A 20,306-nucleotide genomic window follows, 5' to 3' on the forward strand; every position below is an offset into this window, starting at 1 on the left:
CTAAAGTTTTAGTCTAAATAGCTTTTTTTTCGCTAAATTTACGCAACAAATAATACACCAAAACGTTGCCAACAATAGAACTCACTCAAACGAATGAAACACCATTTTGGAGATTTTTTAGACAGAACAGGTAACTATTGGACAATTATTCCGAATGTTGAAAGATATTCGTATTCTACAAACGAGGAAATAATAGACAAAGAAGAAGTCAGAATTTTAACGATTTCTAAAAATGATATTAATTGGACTCAAGTTTTTAATTGCCCAAATATTGAGGAAATAACTTTACACGAACCGAGTAAAGAACAAGTTCAAAGAATAAGCGAACTAACTCAAATAACAAGATTGAGAATTACTCATCTGCGAACAAAAGACATAGAATTCATTGGAGAACTAATCAATTTAGAAGAGATTGTGCTTGAATATGTTTCTGGATTTTCTGACTTATCACCTTTTCGGAATTTAAAGAAACTGAAATCACTTCACTTTGAGAATTTAAGAAAAGTTTCGAGTTTTGAAAATCTTAAAGGAATTGAAAGTTTGAGATATTTACACATTGACGGAACACTTGACTGGAATCAGCCGATTGAAAATTTTGAATTTTTAGGAGGTTTGCCAAATCTTGAAGTTTTTTCTTTAGGTTTTATAATTAACAAAACAGAATTTCCTGCTTTTTTACCGATTTTAAAGCTAAAGAATTTAAAGAGAATAATAATTGGTCGAGCAACTTTAAACACAAAAGAATATGCATTTTTAGAAACAGCTTTACCAAATGCAGAATGTGGAACTAAAGGAGGAATTTGGGAGTTATGTTGGGAATACAACGAATATTTTGAATTTCTCGGCAAAAGAGCTGGAAGAGTAAAATGTACAAATCCAAAAGCGAATGAAAAGTGCGAAGAGTTTATTAAAAAATACGAAGGAATAAAAAAAGAATCGGAACAAATAATAAAAACTACTGTTGGCAACACCGTGTTATATTAATATACTTGTATATGTATTGTTTTTATTGGCTTTAAATAAATATTATTAAATTAGGTACAACATAGGTATAACATTTTTAACCTTATAATTCAATAGAGAAAGGGCATAAAAAAAACCGCTTCTAAATTAATAAAAACGGTTTTCAATATGTATTTAAACTTAAAGTTATTAAGCCGCCGTACCAGAGCCTAAATACAAACTATTTGATACTTGTGTTCCATCAGCAGAAACAAATGCCATAAACAACTCTACTGTGTCTCCTGCATAGGTATTTGGTATTGTAATTACTTGCGAACCTACAGTTCTATCAGCACCATCCAAAATAGAAATTGATTCTTTTTTACTAGGATTGTAAACTAATACCATCGCTTTGTCCGTTGCGTTTGCATTACCTTCTGCCGAGTTATCACCCCAACCAAAACTTACTTGTCCTGCGGTTGCTAAATCAGTAGTGCCATTCAATACTCCAGATAAAGAACCTCTACTTAATAAGGCTAAAGAATAATCAATCGTGAAGTTAGGTGCAATACCTCCTACTGCATTATTTAATACATAAGACATTGCTGCATTAAATTCCGTTTTCTTGGTCGCAAATGACTTATAACCGATTTTGATAAAATCTTTAGTCGCTTGCAAATACTCTAATGTAATGGTGAATTTATTACGCTGATTCACTTGTCCCTCAGTTCGAGGATTTGCCACGCTAGATGGCTTAATTCTAATGTAGTCGATACCTTTCCAGCTACCCCCAACAATGTTACCTACCTTACCAGATAAGCCTCCTAAAATTCCTTGGGCTATTTTCCCCATTTTTATAAATATTTAAAATTAATACTCGTTCGGATTTGGTACGGACTTGATATTGCTTTTAAACCTTATTCTCGTTACTAATATAACTAATATTATGCCATTTTGTTACTGTTTTAGGCTTGTATGATGCCTTTGCATTATGCTTCTTTATTTTGCATTACATTGAAACAATTACGAATATATGCCACCTTTAAAACTGCCATTTTATCAATGACATTTTGTAATTCTTTTTCTTTTCTATTGATAACTTCTACTACTTTTATGAGTTTTTGCATCTGATTAGTAATATTACCACTTGATTTTAAACCTTTTTTAAGCGTGTTTCTGCAATCATCTACAGATATAAACGGAATAACACTACCTTTTAAAAAATAGGCGTAAAAACCACCAATTTGCAACATCATCGATAAGTGAAATAATGTGTTTTTTGCTTTTTCTGTCGAAGCTATTACTACAAAACAGTTAGGACAAGGATTTGAAAGCGGTTTTCCGCTGTTTAAACCTTTGTTTAGGATGAAAAAATGAGGATTCGAGTAAGTGCGACCAGATTTGTGTGTTTTTAGTTCAAAAGTTGACATAACTATCCAATTTAAAATTGCTTCGCTACGCTTCGCACCATTATTTTTTTTGAAAAGAAAAAAAGATAGCCATAGTTATTGTGGCGTGGGTAAGGCTGTCAAGGTTTTTGGATAAAAGTTTTTTGAGTTAAAATGCTTAATGAACTAGAAGAAATACTGTGAAAAAAGTTTTATTCAAAACCCGTAGGGCTTGACCTTTACTGCCTTGTGCGGCTGGCAGAGGAAGCCACATATATTTGCAACCTTTTTTTATTTAATACTATAAACATTATGGAAATCCTTTTGAAATTATTAACGAGAGATTAGAAAGAATTGAAAAATTACTTGGAAACATCTATTCAAATATTAGTACAAAGGAATCAAGTATTATTACTTCTAAAATTATGGATATTGAACAACTCACAAATTATTTAGGTGTTTCAAAATCGCATATATACAAACTAACAAGTAGCCATACTATACCGCATTCAAAAAGAGGTAAAAGGCTTTATTTTGATAAGGAAACTATTAATAATTGGGTTTTAGAAAATAAAATCTGGACACAAGATTATATTGAAAAACAAGCAGCAGATTATTTAATTAAAAAAGGAAAACACTTTTAGGGGAATTAACACTTAAAAAAATAGGTTTCAGTTCGTATTTAAGCGTTGGATGAAGCGTTTGTATGGGTAGCGTTTTAAATAGTTGTTTGATAAAACAGCATTTAAACAAGCTACTTATACAGGACTTTTAGACAATAGCTTATTGCTTTTTTGAGGCACGATAAAAAGTAATATGCTATGGCGTAGTACTAACTTTCTTAAACCTATTTTTTTATATCCTATTTCTTGGGTGGTGGGGAAAAGTGGACATTTATATTTGTTAGCGAAATGAAACAAACAAAGACTTGAGGTAAGGAATACTTGGACTTAACGATGGTTTTGTGCAGTTGAATGAGATAACTAATATTATTTTCAATTAACTTAATCCTTTAATTGTTCGATTGTTTAATGTTTGTTCAAAATGTGGTTATATATTCGGATGTGAGCGTTGGATAAGCGGATATTTTACATAATAGCAGTTATAGCGACGAAAATATAATAAAACGCCGTAGGCAACCATTGAAAGGATTTTTGCTCCTATAACTTCTATTATGTAACTTAGCTTTGGGTTGGTTTTGTGGCGGAATAGTTGTTTAGAGCGTTGGCAATGGCTCTTTGCTTTTTTATTGTACTAATTTATTAAAATAGATGCTTTTAAATAAAACAAGCAATGTGCCATTATAGCATTGGACACAACTATTGTGACATAAAACCAACTATGCGGTGGCGCGCGGAACAACACAAAAGACAGAGGATTTTGAGGTACGATAAAACTGGGTTTTGTGTTGTGGGGACTTTATTCTGAAGGCAATAATGAATTTTCTAAAATATGTTCAACTGATTTTTTTTTCAAAGGTGGATTACCATCAAAAAGTATATTATCTAAATAATCTGTGAATGAAACCATTACATCAAAACCATTTTTATTTTTTAGATAATTGTGATATTTAATTATTATACCATCAAGTTTTTTAAGTCTATCTCTATGAAATAAAAAATCATCAATATGAATAATTGTAAGCGGTTTAATTTTGCCTTTAAGCTGATGATTTATACTTTCAATCTCTTTTTCAAAATAAGTATTTAATAATTTATTAAAACCTAAAGAACATAAAGTGTAATCGGTAACCAATAGTATAGGGTAAAAAACAATATTATTTGTGTTTTTTATATTATCAAAAAAAGCATATTTATTTTGATGTAAATTTAAAATGTATTTTACTAATTGTTTAATTGCTTTATCTTTCTTTTTATTTGATTCACTTTCAGAAATCCTATAAAATTTGGTTTCAATTTCCTCTAACAACGCTTCAGTGTTCAGGTCAATTTTATTAGCGTGAGATATAAACGAGTTTTTACATTCAAATAAAAAAACTTTATTACCATTCCTAATATAGTAATCTGGCAAACCTAAACTTTGAATCCCTTTAACATTGTGTTGCTTAATTTCTATTTCTGAGTGTTTAATATAAGAATTACCAAAAGCACACTTGAAAGTATTATGCAACAACACATCTTCAATAAATAGACTATTGTAATCTTGACTAAATTTATTACCAAATTTTGATTTGCTATGATTAAGTAAATCGTGATATAAACTTGTAAAAAACTTATTTAATAAAAATTCAAAATCTAAAATCAAATAATCATTTTCATTCAGCTTTATTATAGGCCGCTTCTTTAAGTTTAAAAATTCCGACCATTGCGGACTAAAATCATTTTTTGAAGTAAAATAATTTAACACTTTACTTAAAACAGGATAGTCTTTTATGGATAGCCGGTGAGATTCCGTGTTAATTCTACTTAAACTAAATACATCGCTAAAGTATTCATACCAACTATTTAAACCAATTTGTTTTAAATAATCTTCCGACATCGAATAGTAATGTGGCATAGTTCTTAACCATTTTTCAAATAGTAAGAATTTAAAAATTTCTGGTGTTAACCATTTAGATTGTGATGAGTTAATAATTGGGTGTGTTAACCCAAAAAATAAATGAAAATGAATCTCATCAATGGACGTTCTTTTATTAACGAAGTACTTGCGAAAAACTTTATCTTGCCTTTTAGATATTTCATCGCTAACAAGTAGATATAATTTGAATACTATTAGTGCATTATCCTTTTCATCCTTTATAACAATATCGTTAGGACTATTTGATGAAAATATCTCTAACAAGCGCAATGTAGAAATGCGATTTATAATAGATACGGAAGTAAAATCAGTATTATTTACAATTCCTTTTTTATTTTTTTCCGAAAACTTTAAAAAAGATACTACAATTTTCTTTTTAATCGATTCATCAACATCTTTTAACCATTCTTGAACAATGAAACAAACCTCTGAATTTGAATTGCGATGTATTTTATATTCGTACTTATTTATTAAAGCTAATACTTCTAACGATTTAAGAACATCTGCCTTTTTTATTAAGTTTTGAATAGATTCGTTATCATTAAAGATATGTTCGTATGATAAACGAGTAATAAGTTTCGTGTCCAATATATTATCATTTATTGATTTATTAAGACCTCTATATTTTTGAGTATTCTAAATATAGCCAATCAACAAATGCATCTAATTTCTTTTTAATCAAGACTTCATCATCATACTCTACCATTTTTAAACCCTTATCGGCAACTTCAATTTTCTGCTTTTTTTCAATTGATTCCACCATATCATAATACTTATCATATAACCAATCACGACAAAACAAATCATCATCCGGAACTTTACCATTTTTTGGATTGTGTTCCAAACCGTTTAGGGCGTTTATATCATATTGTAAAGTATTATCTTTGGGAAAACCTATTAAATCCAATACTATATCAGAATTTTTAACTGTAATTCTAGTTAAATCAAGACCTTTATTTTCTAATTCTTCAAACAAACAAATTTGCTTGTATTCTTCAAATAATAAGTTAATCAAACTACTCTTCACAATCTTTCACTATTTAGAGTCCTCTTTCTTTTGTAGTGATAACATCTTTTGAGGCGCTACAACAGGTAGAATCATACCTTGCATATTGGTATTGGATAATCTTTCAAAAATTATACCTCTTGCAGTAGAAAAACTAACACCTAAAAGCGTTGCTATGAGCACACCTGTAAATATTGGTGAATTATCTTCTTTAAGTTTATAATATTGATTTAATCCATCAATTCTAAAATGAAAATCGAAAACAAAATGTGCTTTAGCATTAGAAGATGCTTCATCGTGTATCAAATCTATAAACAACCCTATTTTAACCCTTTCATCTTTTAAATTATGCATTGTGGTTTGTGCAATATTTATTTTAAAGTTGTTTTCTCCTTTATGAGATACGTCTTTAATAGAGCTTTCCACTATGTTGATGTGAAATAGGTGTATTTTTTCTGGGTCTATTTTAACTTCATTACTCATTAACTTGCTGCGCTATAATTTGTTTCTTCATAACCATTGATTGCATCTTCCATACTACCTCCTGGAATAGAGCCTAAATAAACGTATTCTATTTCTTTAATAGGGTCAATATTAATAAGGTTAATATCTAAAACCTCTTCCATCTTGGTAATACTCTTTAAAGTAAGGTTATGCAAACCAGATAACCATTTAGACACTTCAGAAGGTGATTTACCTAACATTTCTGCGAATTGTTTTTTCTTAATATCACGCTCTTTTAAAACAGCGCATACCTTTTCTGTTATAGCCAAATTTCTTTCAATGAATCTATCTATTTCAGTATTTTGATTAGTTTCTAACCAATTGTCTAATATGTTGTTTTTAGGAAATTCCATAATTAATAATAGAGTTTAAAGTTGTTATCACATTCAATTAAAGTACAATCTTCATTCCAAATTATATCTTTATTTTTAAATGCTTCATCAATTGCTTTTGTAAGTTGATTAGCCAATAGGAAATGTGGTTTCACATTTGGACAGTCTTGAGCTTTGTTTGCCGTTTTAATATCGCCACTAAACAAAAAGACTACGCCCTCACTGGCTCGTAAACAATACAATCTTAAAGTGTTGTTTTTCTTTTTGCCATTTTCAATATAATACGGTTTTTTGTCTTTGCCCACAGGTGGTAATGCTGAAGTATCTGCGGTAAAAGCTTCATTTCTGAAAAAACGATTTTGTGCTCCATACTTTTTCCCAATTACTTGTAACCATTTTAAAATATGGTATAGTTTGTTTTTGTTTTTAAGCTCGTGCTTTTTAACAAACTCTTCGTACAAGGTCTCTTTATTATCGTTTAATACAACAGAGTAATATGCTACTTTATTATATTTAAACAATGGTTTTATGTGTGCAAAGTTATTCACTTATAAGTTAATTTACAAATATATTTCACTTTTAAGTTAATTTTATGAAATTAACTGTATTTATTTTACAACTTAAATAGTATCTAAACCTAATTCTTTTAAATAAACATTATGTTCTTCTCTACTTGCTTTTATTCTTTTTTCTACATCAACTATTTTAGTATTCACTTCTTTTAAGTTGATGATTGGTTCTGGTTTAGCTGTACTTACGTATCTAGAAATATTAAGATTAAAATCGTTTTTCTCGATTTCTTCCATTGATACACTACGTGCATATCTTACTTCATTTTCTGGTCTGGTTTGATAAGTATCAACTATTCGCTTAATATCTTTTTTACGTAAAACGTTTTGACGTTTTTCTTTTGCAAAATTCCCATCACCACTTGCATTAATAAACAATACATCGTCTTCTTTTTTACATTTTTTCAATACTAAAATACACACAGGAATACCTGTTGAAAAGAATAAATTTGATGGCAATCCAATAACTGTATCTACATTACCATCTTTCAATAGTTTAGTACGAATACGTTGTTCTGCACCACCTCTAAATAAAACTCCGTGAGGCAGTATTATAGCCATTGTTCCCTCATCACTTAAAAAATGGAAGCCGTGTAATAAGAATGCAAAATCTGCCGCTGATTTAGGTGCTAAACCATAATTTTTAAAACGAAAATCTTCTGCTGTGGTTTCACTAGGTGTCCATCGTAAACTAAAAGGTGGATTCGCTACAATAGCATCGAACTCTACTTTTTTAGCTGGATTCATTTCATTTAAAACATCCCAATCATTTTTTAACGTATCACCGTGAAATATTTCAAATTCAGAATCCTTAACACCGTGTAAAAGCATATTCATACGTGCTAAGTTGTATGTCGTTACATTTTTTTCTTGGCCATATATTCTACTTAATGTACCACCTTCTTTTTCTATTTTATTCTTTACATTTAATAACAATGAGCCTGAACCACAAGCAAAATCTAATACTCTATTGATTTTTTTCTTTTTACCTGCTTTTGGGTTTTGACTATCTAAAGTTACAATTTCAGAAAGAATGGTGGATAATTGTTGTGGTGTATAAAATTCTCCTGCTTTTTTACCTGAACCTGCTGCAAACTGACCTATTAAATACTCATAAGCATCACCCAAACTATCGGTATCTGTATCGAAACCTTCTATACCCTCAGCAATTTTTTGAATAATGGTACATAGCTTTTTATTACGAGCTTCATAATTTTTACCAAGCTTTTCTGAATCTAAATTTATTTCTGAGAATAAGCCTTTAAAAGAATTATCAAATGATTCGTTTTCTATGTACTTAAACCCATTTTGTAAGGTTATTAATAGTTCGCTGTCTTGTGTACGAGCTAATTCTGCAATACTTTTCCATAAATAATCTGGTTCAATTACATAATGCACTTTTCTACGCATTTGTTTTTCAAAGTCTTTAATGAACTCTGGATTTTCTTGATACCAAACGGATAATGGTGTACGATTATCTTCTTCCTCTAATTTGGGATAATCTGAACCTAATTCTTTCTTTACTGAGGTTTCATAATTATCGGATAGATAATTTAAAAAAAGAAATGAAAGCATATAATCGCGAAAGGAATCTGCATTCATTGCTCCTCTTAAATTATCTGCTATATCCCAAAGGGTTTTACCTAATTGTTTTTGTTGTGCTGTCATTTTATGCGTGTAAAACGAATTTATATTTTTTTTGTATAGCGTCAAATATTTCTATTATTAGCTTTTTGTTATCTGGTACAGGCTCTATAAGTTTATATCTAAAAACTGAATTGTGAGCCATAATATTTACTATTTGAGCTTGTTTTTCTGCATCTGAAAAACCAACTTCTTTTAAAACGTGAGAAAAGTTTCTGACCCCTAGAAAAGAACTTATATTTTCTAATATTTGCCTTAACAAGGCAAAATGATATACATATATTTCGTCTTTATCTTTAGCTTCTTTTATTACTCTTAATAATTCTAAATGGTACAAAAAGACTTCTTTTCTTGGGCCAACTAATTCAATAGTACCGTTATTGTTTTTTAGTTTATAAATATCAACTTGCTGTTGGTAACGTGATGCCTTTTCACCTCTTGTTAACCAATCTGCCAATACAGAAAAGAAACCAATATGATGGGTTGTAATTATTATTTTTCTTTTTTTGAAATGTTGGTCTATTAAATCTATTAATGATGATACTGTTACAAAAATATTATGGTCGTCTAGACTGGAAACAGGGTCGTCTATAAAAAAGTGTGTCGATTGGTTATCATCGCCAGTCCAACCTTCTACTTCAAATAAGGCTAAAAAGAATGACCAAACGAATATTTGTTCTTCACCTCTTGAAATTTTAATTGGTATTTCTTTTTCTTCTTTTTTCTTTTCTGGCTTTTGTGCTTCTTTTTGTGCTTCGTCTTCAGGTTGTTCTACAACTTCTTCTTCATTAGATTCATCTTCTTTTTTGTTGTAAAACCTAATGTATTTGATACCATCATTTAAATCTTCAAAGTACTCAAACCTATAATCGAATTTAGGTTGATATGATGCTAATTTATCTTGTAGATTAATTTCATCTAATAAAGGGTGAAATTGATTTAGATTACTTTTTGCAATTTTAAGCTTTATATCTGCACCGCTATTATCTTCGTCATTATCCCAATTAAATAAATCTTCACTATAGGCATTATAATATACACCGGAATGATTGCCACCATTATTGGTTTTAGTTACATCTTTGTAAGCAACAGATAACCTTGTTTTACCTGTACCGTTAAAAGCATAAATGAGGTTTACATTTTTTTCTAGACCAACTAATTGATTGGCAATATCGCTTATGTTTTTTTCAAACTTTTTACTCATACCGCAACTTCATTTATATTAGGAAATAATTGCTGCAATAAGCCTTTTTTATGGTATTTTAAATCCTGTATTTTTACAGTTTGAGCATTTATTAAAACATCTACACTAGATAGAAATTTGGCTATTTTTTGTTGTTCTTTGGGGTTTTTAGGAATTAAGAATACAAAATTTGCAAATAAATTTTTCTTACTTATTCTAACACGCCCTGCACCACTTGACAAGCTTAATAGCTTCTTTTGACTATAACTTGTACAAAGTAAGTTCATAAAAAAATAATTGTTAATAATTTCATTTTCTCTAATCCAACAAATATCGACGCTTGTTACAAATTTGCCACTATGTGGAAAAATGCAAGAATTGATTTTACTAGAATCTACCATCCTATTGATTAATAAATCTCCTTTTAAAATGGATGTTCCGTTGAGTTCTGAAAATTTATCATCTGAAATAGTTTTTAAATCCTTTTCCTTAAACTTGCCAAAACCTATACTAGATAGTTGAACAATTTGATGCCCCCCATTTAGAGTTATATCCTTTGAGAGAATCCAATCACCATCCCCACTAATTAACTCATCAAAATCACTTAGTTTTTTCTCCTCCCAACCTTTATCATTTTTAAATTCTGGGAAACGATATTTAGGTATTGTTTCTCCTTCTTGTGGAAAGAGTTTTTGTAGTAAGCCTTTTTTATGTTCAACTAATAAATCTAATTTTTCAGCTTCTGCTTTTATAACATCATCTAATGATGATAAACAATTGGCTATTTTTTGTTGTTCTTTAATTGATAATTCTGGAAGTAACGTATTATAAACTATTACGCTACTAATATTTTTGACAATACCACCCGCTGCTAATCTTTTGTATTGAACTTGTAAAAAATCTGAATTAAGTAATTGAAGTAAAAATTGTTTATCAAAACTGTCATCAAATTCACGTAACACAAACCACCCATCATAAATACAGCCTTCTAATTCTAATTCATAAGTCGCACCATAGCTCATTGAGTTAGCAAGAATTAGTTCACCCTTTTTTACTTTGCGAGATTTTTTAGAACCTGCAACCGTTATTTTTTCTTCAACCTGTGAAATCTTGAACCCGACAGCATTTTTAGTATCACCAATTTTTATCCAATTAACTCCATTTTCATCTTTAGTTAAAAATTGGCTTATAGGTCTTGGCGAACTTCCTCTGAATAACTTAATAAAACTTGAAAACTTATCAATATTCCATTCCCCATTATTAGAGAACTCAGGAAACCGCAGTAGAGGTACTATTTTTTGATGGTCTTTATTCATAAGCGTTTAAACCTGCTATTTCACGCCCTTGGGCTAATTTGTTTAATAATGGCACTAGGTCTTCCATTAATGCCAACTCTTTAATTCTACGGTCTTTCCAACCTAATTCTAAAGGTGCTAATAAGTCGGTTAACTTTTCGCCATCAAACAGCATACGGTTCATAATCTCAGCAATAAAGCTTTTTAAGCTTTGAGTAGTTATACCGTGCTTTTCAGAAATGGCTCTTAAAACTTTTTCAGCCTTTTCATCTTTATATTTTTGATACCCTTCTCGTATTTGTTTTTCGGTTAAACCGTTACCTACTTCTAACGTGTTGATGTATTCTATAATATCATCACGTTCCTCAATTAAATTAGCACTAGAGCTTAAAAGGTTTATTAATTGCCCTCGTGTCATTTTATGTTTAGATGGTTTGTCTTGCGTATATTTTGCAATTAAACCAATGATATAATCGTAATCTATGATAGCAGAAGAGAACAGTACAAATTCAAAATCCAATTGCTCAACTTCTGGTGGTACATTATCACCACCTTTATCTTGTTGTGCTTTTAAACGTTTTGCCGTGTCCAAATACACCGATTTAAAGGAACGTAAATCGTCTATTGGTAACAAGTCTTCAATAACTTCTGTTTGGTGTTCTTCTAAGTCTGTATATTGGTCTAATTGTGTTTTTAAACGTTGTACCTCTTTAAAAGTATTTATAAACTCTGCTCGTGCTTCATCTCCTCTTAAATTTGTAACTTCTGAAGGTGTACAGTCTAAACCTTTGGATTGCATAAATTCTTTTAAGTTACCTACTGCTTTTTGGTATTTATCAATAACTTTAGGTGCTGCATCTACTAACCAAATTTCTTTAGGGTTGTCTACTTTTTCTCCAGAGAATAATATCATTGCCTTATCTACAGCTTCTTCTTGATGCCTAAAGTCTAAAATATTACCATAAGGTTTGGTATCATTGATTACACGATTGGTACGTGAAAAGGCTTGTATTAAACCGTGATATTTTAAATTTTTATCTACGTAAAGCGTGTTTAGGTATTTAGAATCAAAACCTGTTAAAAGCATATCTACTACTATCATTACATCAATTTTATTAGAATGTGGATAGTCTTTATTTGAATACTTTTGGTCTTTAATACGTTGCTGAACATCTTGATAATACAAATCGAACTCTGTTATGGTATGATTTGTATCGTATTGTTTGTTATAATCTGAAATGATTGCAGTTAACGCTTCTTTCTTTTTGTTTGGCTCAACCTCATTATCTTTCTTTTCTTGCTCTAAATCTTCTTGTAATTGTTTAATATCCTTATTACCTTCGGCAGGTGGTGAGAATACACAAGCAATATTTAACGGTTTGTAGTCTTCGTTTTCAGCAATTAATTCAGCTTGTAACTCTTTAATTACTTCGTAATATTGAATTGCATCATTAATTGAAGCAGTTGCCAAAACGCTATTGAACCTTCTATCGTTAGTAGCTTTATCGTGTTTATTGATAATTGCGTTTGCGACTGCTAACTTATGTAAATCGCTACCAATACTTACAACACCATCAGGCTTGAAATAATCGATATGAAAACGTAAAACGTTTTTATCTTCTATAGCGTGAGTAATGGTATATGAGTGTAATTCTTGCTGAAAAACATCTGTTGTGGTTTTATAAGAAGCTTCGTTGCCCTCAATTGTTTTATAAGTAGCATTGTCTTCAAAAATTGGTGTTCCTGTAAAGCCAAACAACTGTGCTTTTGGAAAAAATTCTTTAATAGCATCGTGATTGTCTCCAAATTGTGAACGGTGACATTCATCGAAAATAAATACTACTCTCTTATCTTTTAAGGGTGCTAACCTATCGTAATAGGTCTCTTTGTTTTCTTCCCTTTGTTTTACGTTACGTTTACTATTTTGATTTAGTGCTAAACCTAATTTTTGAATGGTTGTTACAATTACTTTATCCGCATAATCATTTGATAACATTCTTCTTACTAAAGTTTCCGTATTAGTGTTTTCTTCAACACTTCCTTCCTGAAACTTATTAAATTCTTCTCGTGTTTGCCTATCTAAATCTTTTCTATCAACTACAAATAAACATTTTTCAATATTTGGATTCTCTTTTAATAAGGTTGATGCTTTAAAAGATGTTAGCGTTTTACCACTACCTGTAGTATGCCATATATAACCGTTACCTCTGTTTTGGTCTATGCAATCTACAATAGCTTTAACTGCATAAATTTGGTAAGGTCGCATTACTAACATTTTTTGCTCACTAGCTACCAATACCATATAGCGACTTATCATTTGACCAAGCGTACACTTCTTTAAAAACTTATCGGCAAAGTCGTCTAAATGACTAATTTTTTTATTGTCTTCACTTGCTAATTCGTAAACCGGTAAGAACTGTTCATCTGCATTAAAAGCAAAATGTTGATGGTTGTTATTAGCAAAATAGAAGGTTCTTGATTTATTACTAACGATAAACAATTGCATAAAACACATTAAAGAGTTGGTGTATCCATTACCTGGGTCACTTTTATACTCAACTATTTGTTGCATTGCTCTATTAGGACTAATCTGCAAAGTTTTTAATTCTATCTGAACAACAGGAACACCATTAATTAATAAAATAACATCATACCGATGGTTGCTATTGTCTGTATTTATTCTAAGTTGATTAATGACTTCAAAATCATTTTTACACCAATCTTTAATATTTACAAGTGTGTAATGTAGAGGTGTGCCATCTTCTCTTGAAAATGTATTAGTGTTTCTTAAATAGTTTGAAGCTTTGAAAACATCAGGATTTACAATTTCCTCTCTAAGTTTTTTAAACTCTGAATCTGTTAAATTTACTCTGTTCAATTTCTCAAACTTTTCTCTGAAGTTTTGTTCTAATGTATTTTTATCACGAATATCTGGTCGATAAATGTATTTTAAATCGCTTAACCTGCTAATTAATTCATTTTCTATTTGTTGCTCTTTGGTCATTGGTATGTAGACTGGTATTTTAAAATGTTAAAAATATAATAATAATCTGACTTAATAATAAGGATTTCAGTAATTACTTTTTACCCCTTTTTTAGGGTATATTACAAGTTGTAAAAACTCAGTTATTTAGACAGAAATTTACTTGTGTTTTAAGTTTCTCATAAATGTTGTTTTCATTTTCAGAATGATTGAGTTTTATTAATAGTTTTAAATATGCTTGACGCTCTTTTTTATGTGTATGCTTGTGGTATTTTTTTAAGCCATTTACCCAAAAAGGACTTCCATAAGTAGCCATTAATTTAATTTGCTCAGGCGTTAAACTTTCAAAAGCTATATGTTTTCTTTTTTTGATTTTACCATATACAGATAACAATTGATTCCCTAATTTCTGAAATTTAGAAAAATCGGTTAAATCTGATAGCTTATAAATACCTACACTATCTTTTCCTTGATTGATAAATCTTGAATTGGCTTCAATTTCAAAACGTATAACATTTTTTGTAATATCGATTCTTGCTTCTTGTTTGACTTGATAGGTTTTATCGTAGCCTTTTATTTTGTAATTGGTAGCTTTAAAATGTACACCGTAAACTTTAGTACCATTACACATAAATTGAGGCTGGATTGTTTTGTATTCTTGCCACTTTTGAAACGTGTTTTCAGGCACGTCATAAATTACTGTACCTATTGCTAAACGTTTAACTTCGGCTTCTAGCAATACATTTCCAAAACAAGTATTTAAGGTATTTACTGCTTCAACAGCTTGTGAATACGTAAATGGTTCATAGTTATTACCCATATAAAACTTTTGCAAACTGTTTGTAATGGTTAATTCATCTCCCCTTAACCTAAGTTTTAGGTTTTTTAAATCGGCAGTATAACAAACCACCTCGTTAAAATTATTAAAACGTGGTTTCCATAGACAGTTTTTCCATATAAATGTATCTCGAACTCTGGTAAGGGCTTCTACAGGTAACTTGTCTAAATACTTTACTATTTTAATAGTATCGTACAACAATTAACCTTTTACTTTTTTGAATGCTTTGTTGTAGTTTTTTTCAAGTAGTTTTTCTACATCGCTCATACGATAGTAGATTTTTGAGCCTATTTGCGAAAAAGATACTACGCCTTCATCTCTCCAAGTTTGTGCTGTGCGTTTGCTAATATTCATTAACTGTAAAAACTCTTGATTGTCTACAAAAACATCTTTAGGATTTTTTTTTTTCTCATCTAATGAGAGTTTAACTTCATCAATTTTCTTTAGAAGTTCGTTGTACTGGTTTTTTGATAAAATAATTGCTTCCATTTGCTGAAATATTTTTTAGATTACTCCAACAAATCTGAGAAATGACACAGGGTCTAAAAAGGGTAACCTTGTTACCCCCTTATAAAACCCTTATGTTTAACGAAAATTAGTGTAGTGGATTGTTTTTTATATACTCTATTGCACTCTTTTTATAATCTTCTGATGTATTAGAGGCATCCAATTCTGATTTCATTGTTGCATTTATTTTTTCGGCAAACATTACACAAAGTTTATGAAGTCCTATATGAGATATAATTTTCTTTTCCCTTAAAGCCTCTACAACGCCTCTAATAGCACCTATTTTTTTTGGGGTTAATACAGAATTACCATCGATTGTTATTGCTAAATCCTCTAACATTTTAAGTATATATTCTTGTTTTTCGATTGATAATAAATCTTCAAATTTTTCAATCTTTGGTTTATCAAGTAATATTTTAGAGTTTGTAGGCAAATAGTTTAAGGGTGCAATAATGGCGGTTTCCTTAATAAATTCGGCTTCTATGGATAAAAAGTCTTTAAATAGTTTTGGATATTTATCCTCCTTACCTTTAAAATTTTCACGTCTTTCAATTAAAGCCCTAAACTCTAATTCACGATGTTTTAATTCTTTTAATCTTGATTGAATATACAATACTTTATTACTTGGTTCTGCATTATCTAATATCTCCTGAAACCTAGACATACATTTCTCAAACACTCTAATATATGTTTGTCTATGATTTATGAAGTGTATATCTAAAGGTACAGAATCACGATGGAATCTTTTAAAAAACGTATCCATTGAATCTTGTAACTCATTGTATAATTCTTTATCTACTACCATTTTATTCATTAACGATTGAATAATGATATGAGAACCAGAATCGTTTTTAAAATACATAGTCCGACTGTCGAATAGTTCTTGAAAAATAAACGTAATCTCCCAACTTGTATTTTGGATTTTATAAGCTGTTTTAATTTCCTTTATGACTTCTTCTAGCTTATCATTTATTATATAATTGAATTTTACATTTGCTTTTTGAAGTTCTTTGTTTTCATCACGAAGAAGGAAAAACACTCTATCATCTTGAACTTTGTTGTATGCATCTATTTGCTCTTGAAACTTATCCCTCAAATATTTTTTAATTTGTTTATCTGATTTGGCTTCATTATTAAAACAATAGTCATTTATAGCATCTATAATTTCTTGGTTTTCTTCCTCTGCTTCTTGAATTGCTTTTTGCAACTCTTTATCTGTGTCAATAAATCTGAAAGATGTGCCTAACGACTGACCTTTCATAATTTTTTGCATCCATTTCTGTAAAAAATCTAAAGTGTAAAAAATAGTATATTCGTTACCAATAAGACTTTTATTATTAGAAGCCATTTTGTGCAAAGGCTCTTTTAGTGTTACAGGATTTAATTTTTTTAAATTATTGTCATCATTGTAAAACAATGGAAAATTAACTAACAACAATTCATCATCATAAGTTCTGAAATCAAAGTCTCTGTACAGATAGAGTTTTGATAGTATTTGTTTTAAAACTCTTGAATCATTTAGATTTTCAGATAATTCTTCCTCAATTATAGCTAATTCATTTTCAATAAATTCAAGTGGATTTTCTAAAGTTTCACAATGTTTTTGATACGCTCTTATAATATTAGTTGTGTCATATTCAACAATATCCAAAAGTGTCTTCATTTGCCAATCAGCAATTTGGTAATAGTCTTTTTCTTCTATATTGAATTGTGAATCAAAATTTTCAAAATACTTGCATCTTACACCTTTTAAAAAGTCTTCGTAAGTAACTTTTGGTATCTTTTCTCCTAGAACTTTAATTTTATTATGAATCAACTTATCATAATCACCTAAATATACTGATTGAATAAATTCTTCAGTTTCATCTACATTCAGTAAAAAATGACGTGCAGCAAATTGGGAAAGTAGCCAACTATCACTATTTTTAATATAGTAAGGATGTGGGTCTTTTTCTATTAGATTATCTATTCTATCTTCTTCTTTAGCACAAAACACTAACTTTTGATAGTTATCTAATCCTTCAATTTTTTCAAGCACATTAAGTTTAAAATCTATTTTAGCCTTTTGTTTTGCAGCATTTCTTATTTTAGTAAAATGCTCTTTAACGATGTTGTTAATTGGTTTATTTAGCATTATAGTTAATTGATGTATTTATCGACTGCATTATCTAACTCACTACTTATTATTTTTGCATAGACTTGAGTAATACCTATATCTGAATGGTCCATTAGTTTAGATACGTGTTCTATTCTCATACCATTATTTAATGCCCTGGTAGCAAATGTATGTCTGCTAATATGAAAGCTTAAATTGAAAGGTAATTCTAAACGTGTCCCCATTTTTCTTAAATACATATTGCTTAATGCTATTGCTCTACCTGTTATTAAATTTCTATGCTCTTTATTTGTAAAATAGTTTTTATCAATATTTGCAAAAGGGAAAATTATATCTTCTTGCTTCTGGTCTTTTTGCCGGTACTTCTCTAATATCTCAACTGCTTTTTGACCTATTCTAACACTATGCTGTCTATTTGTTTTTCTGATAATTTTCGTTATTTTTCCACTTTTCTTATCGTAATTTTTCCATTTAAGTTCTAACATATCCCCAAATCTTAGACCACCTGCAAAAACTGAAAATATAAACATATCTTTTATTACTTGTGCTTTGTCTTTATTAGAAACTTCTAAATTTATAAAGTCCTGAAATTGTTCAGCAGATAAATATCGTTTTGTACTCTTATCTTTTTTTACAGTAAACTTATTGAAAGGAAATAAGTCTAAAGGTATTAAATCTTCTTTCTGAGCTTCCTTAAACATTATCTTCATAATTTTTAAAGAGAAATTTATGGTTGTATTATTATTACCTAATGTAGAACTGCAATAAGATGCGAAATCTTTTAAGGTGGTAACTGTAATGTCTTCAAACATTAATTCACGATGCCCTACAAACTTTTCAAATTTCTTTAAATAGGTTTTGTAATTCTTATACGTTGAATAGGCTAAAGTATCTTTACGCTTTTCACAAAGGCTATCTGAGTAGTCAAAAAAGTTCGTTAAGGGTTTACCCTTAATGGCCTCTTTTAGTTTTCTTGCAGTTGTGGATTGGTTTCTTCTTTCAAGGTCTGCAATTTCGCCTTTTGCATCCGCAACCTTTTGAGATATGTAAGCGTTTAACCTTGTAGAATTACTATGATTCTTCTTTACTTTTTGCTTATCTTCATCCCATTCATTTGGCTTTAGTTTTAGGCTTAACGAAATGAATTTAGTTTTGCGGTCTTTGATAACTCTTAAATAAAGAGGTGCTTCTCCTGCTTTATCTACTTTGTTATTTCTTAAAATTAGTTTTATTGAAGACATAAAGTACTGGCTTTAAAGGTATGCAAAGCGGTGCAACCGAGTACTAAGGTACAACAATAGGTACAACAAAACAAGCATTTTGATGCATTTAGCTGTATTAATTTACTTTAATAAAAACACATAAAAGCCTATAAATAAAGGGATTCAATGAAATTGGAAGCAACCTAATGAAGTATCTATACAACACCGTGTATAATTAATTGCTTGGTTCTTGTCTACTTACGAAAATCCTCGCGGATTTTCTATTCGGTTTTTATTTGCTAAATTACGTGCTAAACCACGCAACTAATCATACACAAACACGTTGGCAGTAATTAAAAACTCACTCAAAACCAAAACTGAATTAAGACTTATAAAAGTAAATTTATGAATGAAAAAGTTTTAATTATTTTAAAAAAACTGATAAATATATTGAGATATATTTTCATAGGATTTTGGGGATTTCTAACAATAATTGTTATCATATATTTAATTCATAGATACTTAAATCCTGGTTGGAAAAGTATTTCAAATCGAGACTTAAAAGATTATGGGAAAATTAGTTTAATCTTTTTTACAATATTCGGAATCTTGACATTTTTGAAATATTCTATAACTAACAAATTGAATAAAAATGAAGAAAAGTAAAACTTTGAAATGGACTTTTATTTCTGTTGTTGGAATAATAGTGTTTCTGATTAGTTTTACAGTAATCTATGAATTACTAATTCCTGACATTTGCCATTATTATACAAACGAAATGAATTCATTTATGAATCTTTTTTACAGTGCTGGAGGAGCTGATAATGGACATCCAGAACCGAATAAATTGAATTTTATTACTTCAATCATAATTGGTGGAATATTAGGAAATGGAATTTATAAACTTGTGACAAAACAAACGAGTGAAAAATAAAAACTACTGCCAACAACATATATAATTTATTGCTAGTTTCTCGCCTACTTACGAAAGTCCTCGCGGACTTTTTTGGTCGGTAATTATTTACTAAATTAGGTGCTTGAAACACGCAACAAACCATATACAACAACGTTGTAAATAATAGTGGAAAACACTCAGAAACGTGAAAATTTGAATTTCCAAAATATCTGAATTTAGTTGTTCGTGGGAATTTTTTAATCGCTTAAAATGGAATTTAACAATTACTGAATTATCTTTCACTCGTGAAAAAATTATTGTGGGAATTTTATCTTGTTTGTGGAAATATTAAACGTGTGAATTT

At 29.7% G+C, this 20,306-nt stretch carries 18 protein-coding genes; 3 read left to right on the top strand and 15 right to left on the bottom strand.

The features are described 5' to 3' along the window. Window positions 1-93 precede the first annotated feature (93 nt). Window positions 94-984, top strand: coding sequence for a leucine-rich repeat domain-containing protein (locus tag ACW9UN_RS16285; RefSeq protein ID WP_459487427.1), 891 nt, complete (start codon window positions 94-96; stop codon window positions 982-984). Window positions 985-1,152: 168 nt separating this feature from the next. Here the strand turns inward: ACW9UN_RS16285 and ACW9UN_RS16290 are convergent, their stop codons facing one another. Further along, window positions 1,153-1,794 (bottom strand): DUF6266 family protein, encoded by a 642-nt coding sequence (locus ACW9UN_RS16290; protein WP_459487428.1) that lies wholly within the window; start codon window positions 1,792-1,794, stop codon window positions 1,153-1,155. A gap of 137 nt (window positions 1,795-1,931) precedes the next feature. Beyond that, a complete protein-coding gene (locus tag ACW9UN_RS16295) occupies window positions 1,932-2,372 on the bottom strand; it encodes a DUF6943 family protein (RefSeq protein WP_459487429.1) in 441 nt (146 codons plus the stop codon). Between the two features lie 383 nt (window positions 2,373-2,755). Between ACW9UN_RS16295 and ACW9UN_RS16300 the strand changes: the two genes are divergently transcribed. Further along, complete coding sequence (locus tag ACW9UN_RS16300) at window positions 2,756-2,974, top strand: helix-turn-helix domain-containing protein (protein WP_459487430.1); 219 nt, start codon at window positions 2,756-2,758, stop codon at window positions 2,972-2,974. Between the two features lie 775 nt (window positions 2,975-3,749). Here the strand turns inward: ACW9UN_RS16300 and ACW9UN_RS16305 are convergent. The 13 genes from ACW9UN_RS16305 to ACW9UN_RS16365 all read right to left on the bottom strand — a co-directional run bounded on the left by ACW9UN_RS16305 (window position 3,750) and on the right by ACW9UN_RS16365 (window position 19,086). Then, the gene (locus tag ACW9UN_RS16305) at window positions 3,750-5,456 is read right to left on the bottom strand and encodes a hypothetical protein (protein ID WP_459487431.1); all 1,707 of its coding nucleotides are present in this window, start codon (window positions 5,454-5,456) and stop codon (window positions 3,750-3,752) included. A 31-nt stretch (window positions 5,457-5,487) separates the two neighbouring features. Beyond that, window positions 5,488-5,883 carry a hypothetical protein gene (locus ACW9UN_RS16310; RefSeq protein ID WP_459487432.1) on the bottom strand — a complete coding sequence of 132 codons (396 nt, stop codon included), beginning with the start codon at window positions 5,881-5,883 and terminating at the stop codon, window positions 5,488-5,490. 21 nt (window positions 5,884-5,904) lie between these two features. After that, window positions 5,905-6,357, bottom strand: a complete 453-nt coding sequence (locus ACW9UN_RS16315; RefSeq protein WP_459487433.1) for a hypothetical protein — start codon at window positions 6,355-6,357, stop codon at window positions 5,905-5,907. Further along, window positions 6,357-6,731, bottom strand: coding sequence for a helix-turn-helix domain-containing protein (locus ACW9UN_RS16320; RefSeq protein ID WP_459487434.1), 375 nt, complete (start codon window positions 6,729-6,731; stop codon window positions 6,357-6,359). The genes ACW9UN_RS16315 and ACW9UN_RS16320 overlap by 1 nt, the downstream gene beginning before the upstream one ends. Window positions 6,732-6,733: 2 nt before the next feature. Further along, a complete protein-coding gene (locus ACW9UN_RS16325; protein ID WP_459487435.1) occupies window positions 6,734-7,258 on the bottom strand; it encodes a hypothetical protein in 525 nt (174 codons plus the stop codon). A 72-nt stretch (window positions 7,259-7,330) separates the two neighbouring features. Beyond that, complete coding sequence (locus tag ACW9UN_RS16330) at window positions 7,331-8,947, bottom strand: type I restriction-modification system subunit M (RefSeq protein WP_459487436.1); 1,617 nt, start codon at window positions 8,945-8,947, stop codon at window positions 7,331-7,333. Window position 8,948: 1 nt separating this feature from the next. After that, window positions 8,949-10,127 (bottom strand): AAA family ATPase, encoded by a 1,179-nt coding sequence (locus ACW9UN_RS16335; protein WP_459487437.1) that lies wholly within the window; start codon window positions 10,125-10,127, stop codon window positions 8,949-8,951. Then, window positions 10,124-11,422, bottom strand: coding sequence for a restriction endonuclease subunit S (locus ACW9UN_RS16340; RefSeq protein WP_459487438.1), 1,299 nt, complete (start codon window positions 11,420-11,422; stop codon window positions 10,124-10,126). The genes ACW9UN_RS16335 and ACW9UN_RS16340 overlap by 4 nt, the downstream gene beginning before the upstream one ends. Beyond that, window positions 11,415-14,405, bottom strand: a complete 2,991-nt coding sequence (locus ACW9UN_RS16345) for a type I restriction endonuclease subunit R (protein WP_459487439.1) — start codon at window positions 14,403-14,405, stop codon at window positions 11,415-11,417. The genes ACW9UN_RS16340 and ACW9UN_RS16345 overlap by 8 nt, the downstream gene beginning before the upstream one ends. Window positions 14,406-14,523: 118 nt before the next feature. Next, on the bottom strand, window positions 14,524-15,420 hold the full coding sequence (locus tag ACW9UN_RS16350) for a hypothetical protein (RefSeq protein ID WP_459487440.1): 897 nt from the start codon (window positions 15,418-15,420) through the stop codon (window positions 14,524-14,526). A gap of 3 nt (window positions 15,421-15,423) precedes the next feature. Then, window positions 15,424-15,711, bottom strand: a complete 288-nt coding sequence (locus ACW9UN_RS16355; RefSeq protein WP_459487441.1) for a helix-turn-helix domain-containing protein — start codon at window positions 15,709-15,711, stop codon at window positions 15,424-15,426. Between the two features lie 106 nt (window positions 15,712-15,817). Next, a complete protein-coding gene (locus tag ACW9UN_RS16360; protein WP_459487442.1) occupies window positions 15,818-17,863 on the bottom strand; it encodes a hypothetical protein in 2,046 nt (681 codons plus the stop codon). A gap of 5 nt (window positions 17,864-17,868) precedes the next feature. Then, the gene (locus tag ACW9UN_RS16365) at window positions 17,869-19,086 is read right to left on the bottom strand and encodes a tyrosine-type recombinase/integrase (RefSeq protein WP_459487443.1); all 1,218 of its coding nucleotides are present in this window, start codon (window positions 19,084-19,086) and stop codon (window positions 17,869-17,871) included. 613 nt (window positions 19,087-19,699) lie between these two features. Here ACW9UN_RS16365 and ACW9UN_RS16370 point away from each other — a divergent pair. Then, window positions 19,700-19,981 (top strand): hypothetical protein, encoded by a 282-nt coding sequence (locus tag ACW9UN_RS16370; RefSeq protein ID WP_459487444.1) that lies wholly within the window; start codon window positions 19,700-19,702, stop codon window positions 19,979-19,981. The last annotated feature ends 325 nt before the right edge of the window (window positions 19,982-20,306 follow it).

It is taken from the genome of Polaribacter litoreus (assembly GCF_054584775.1).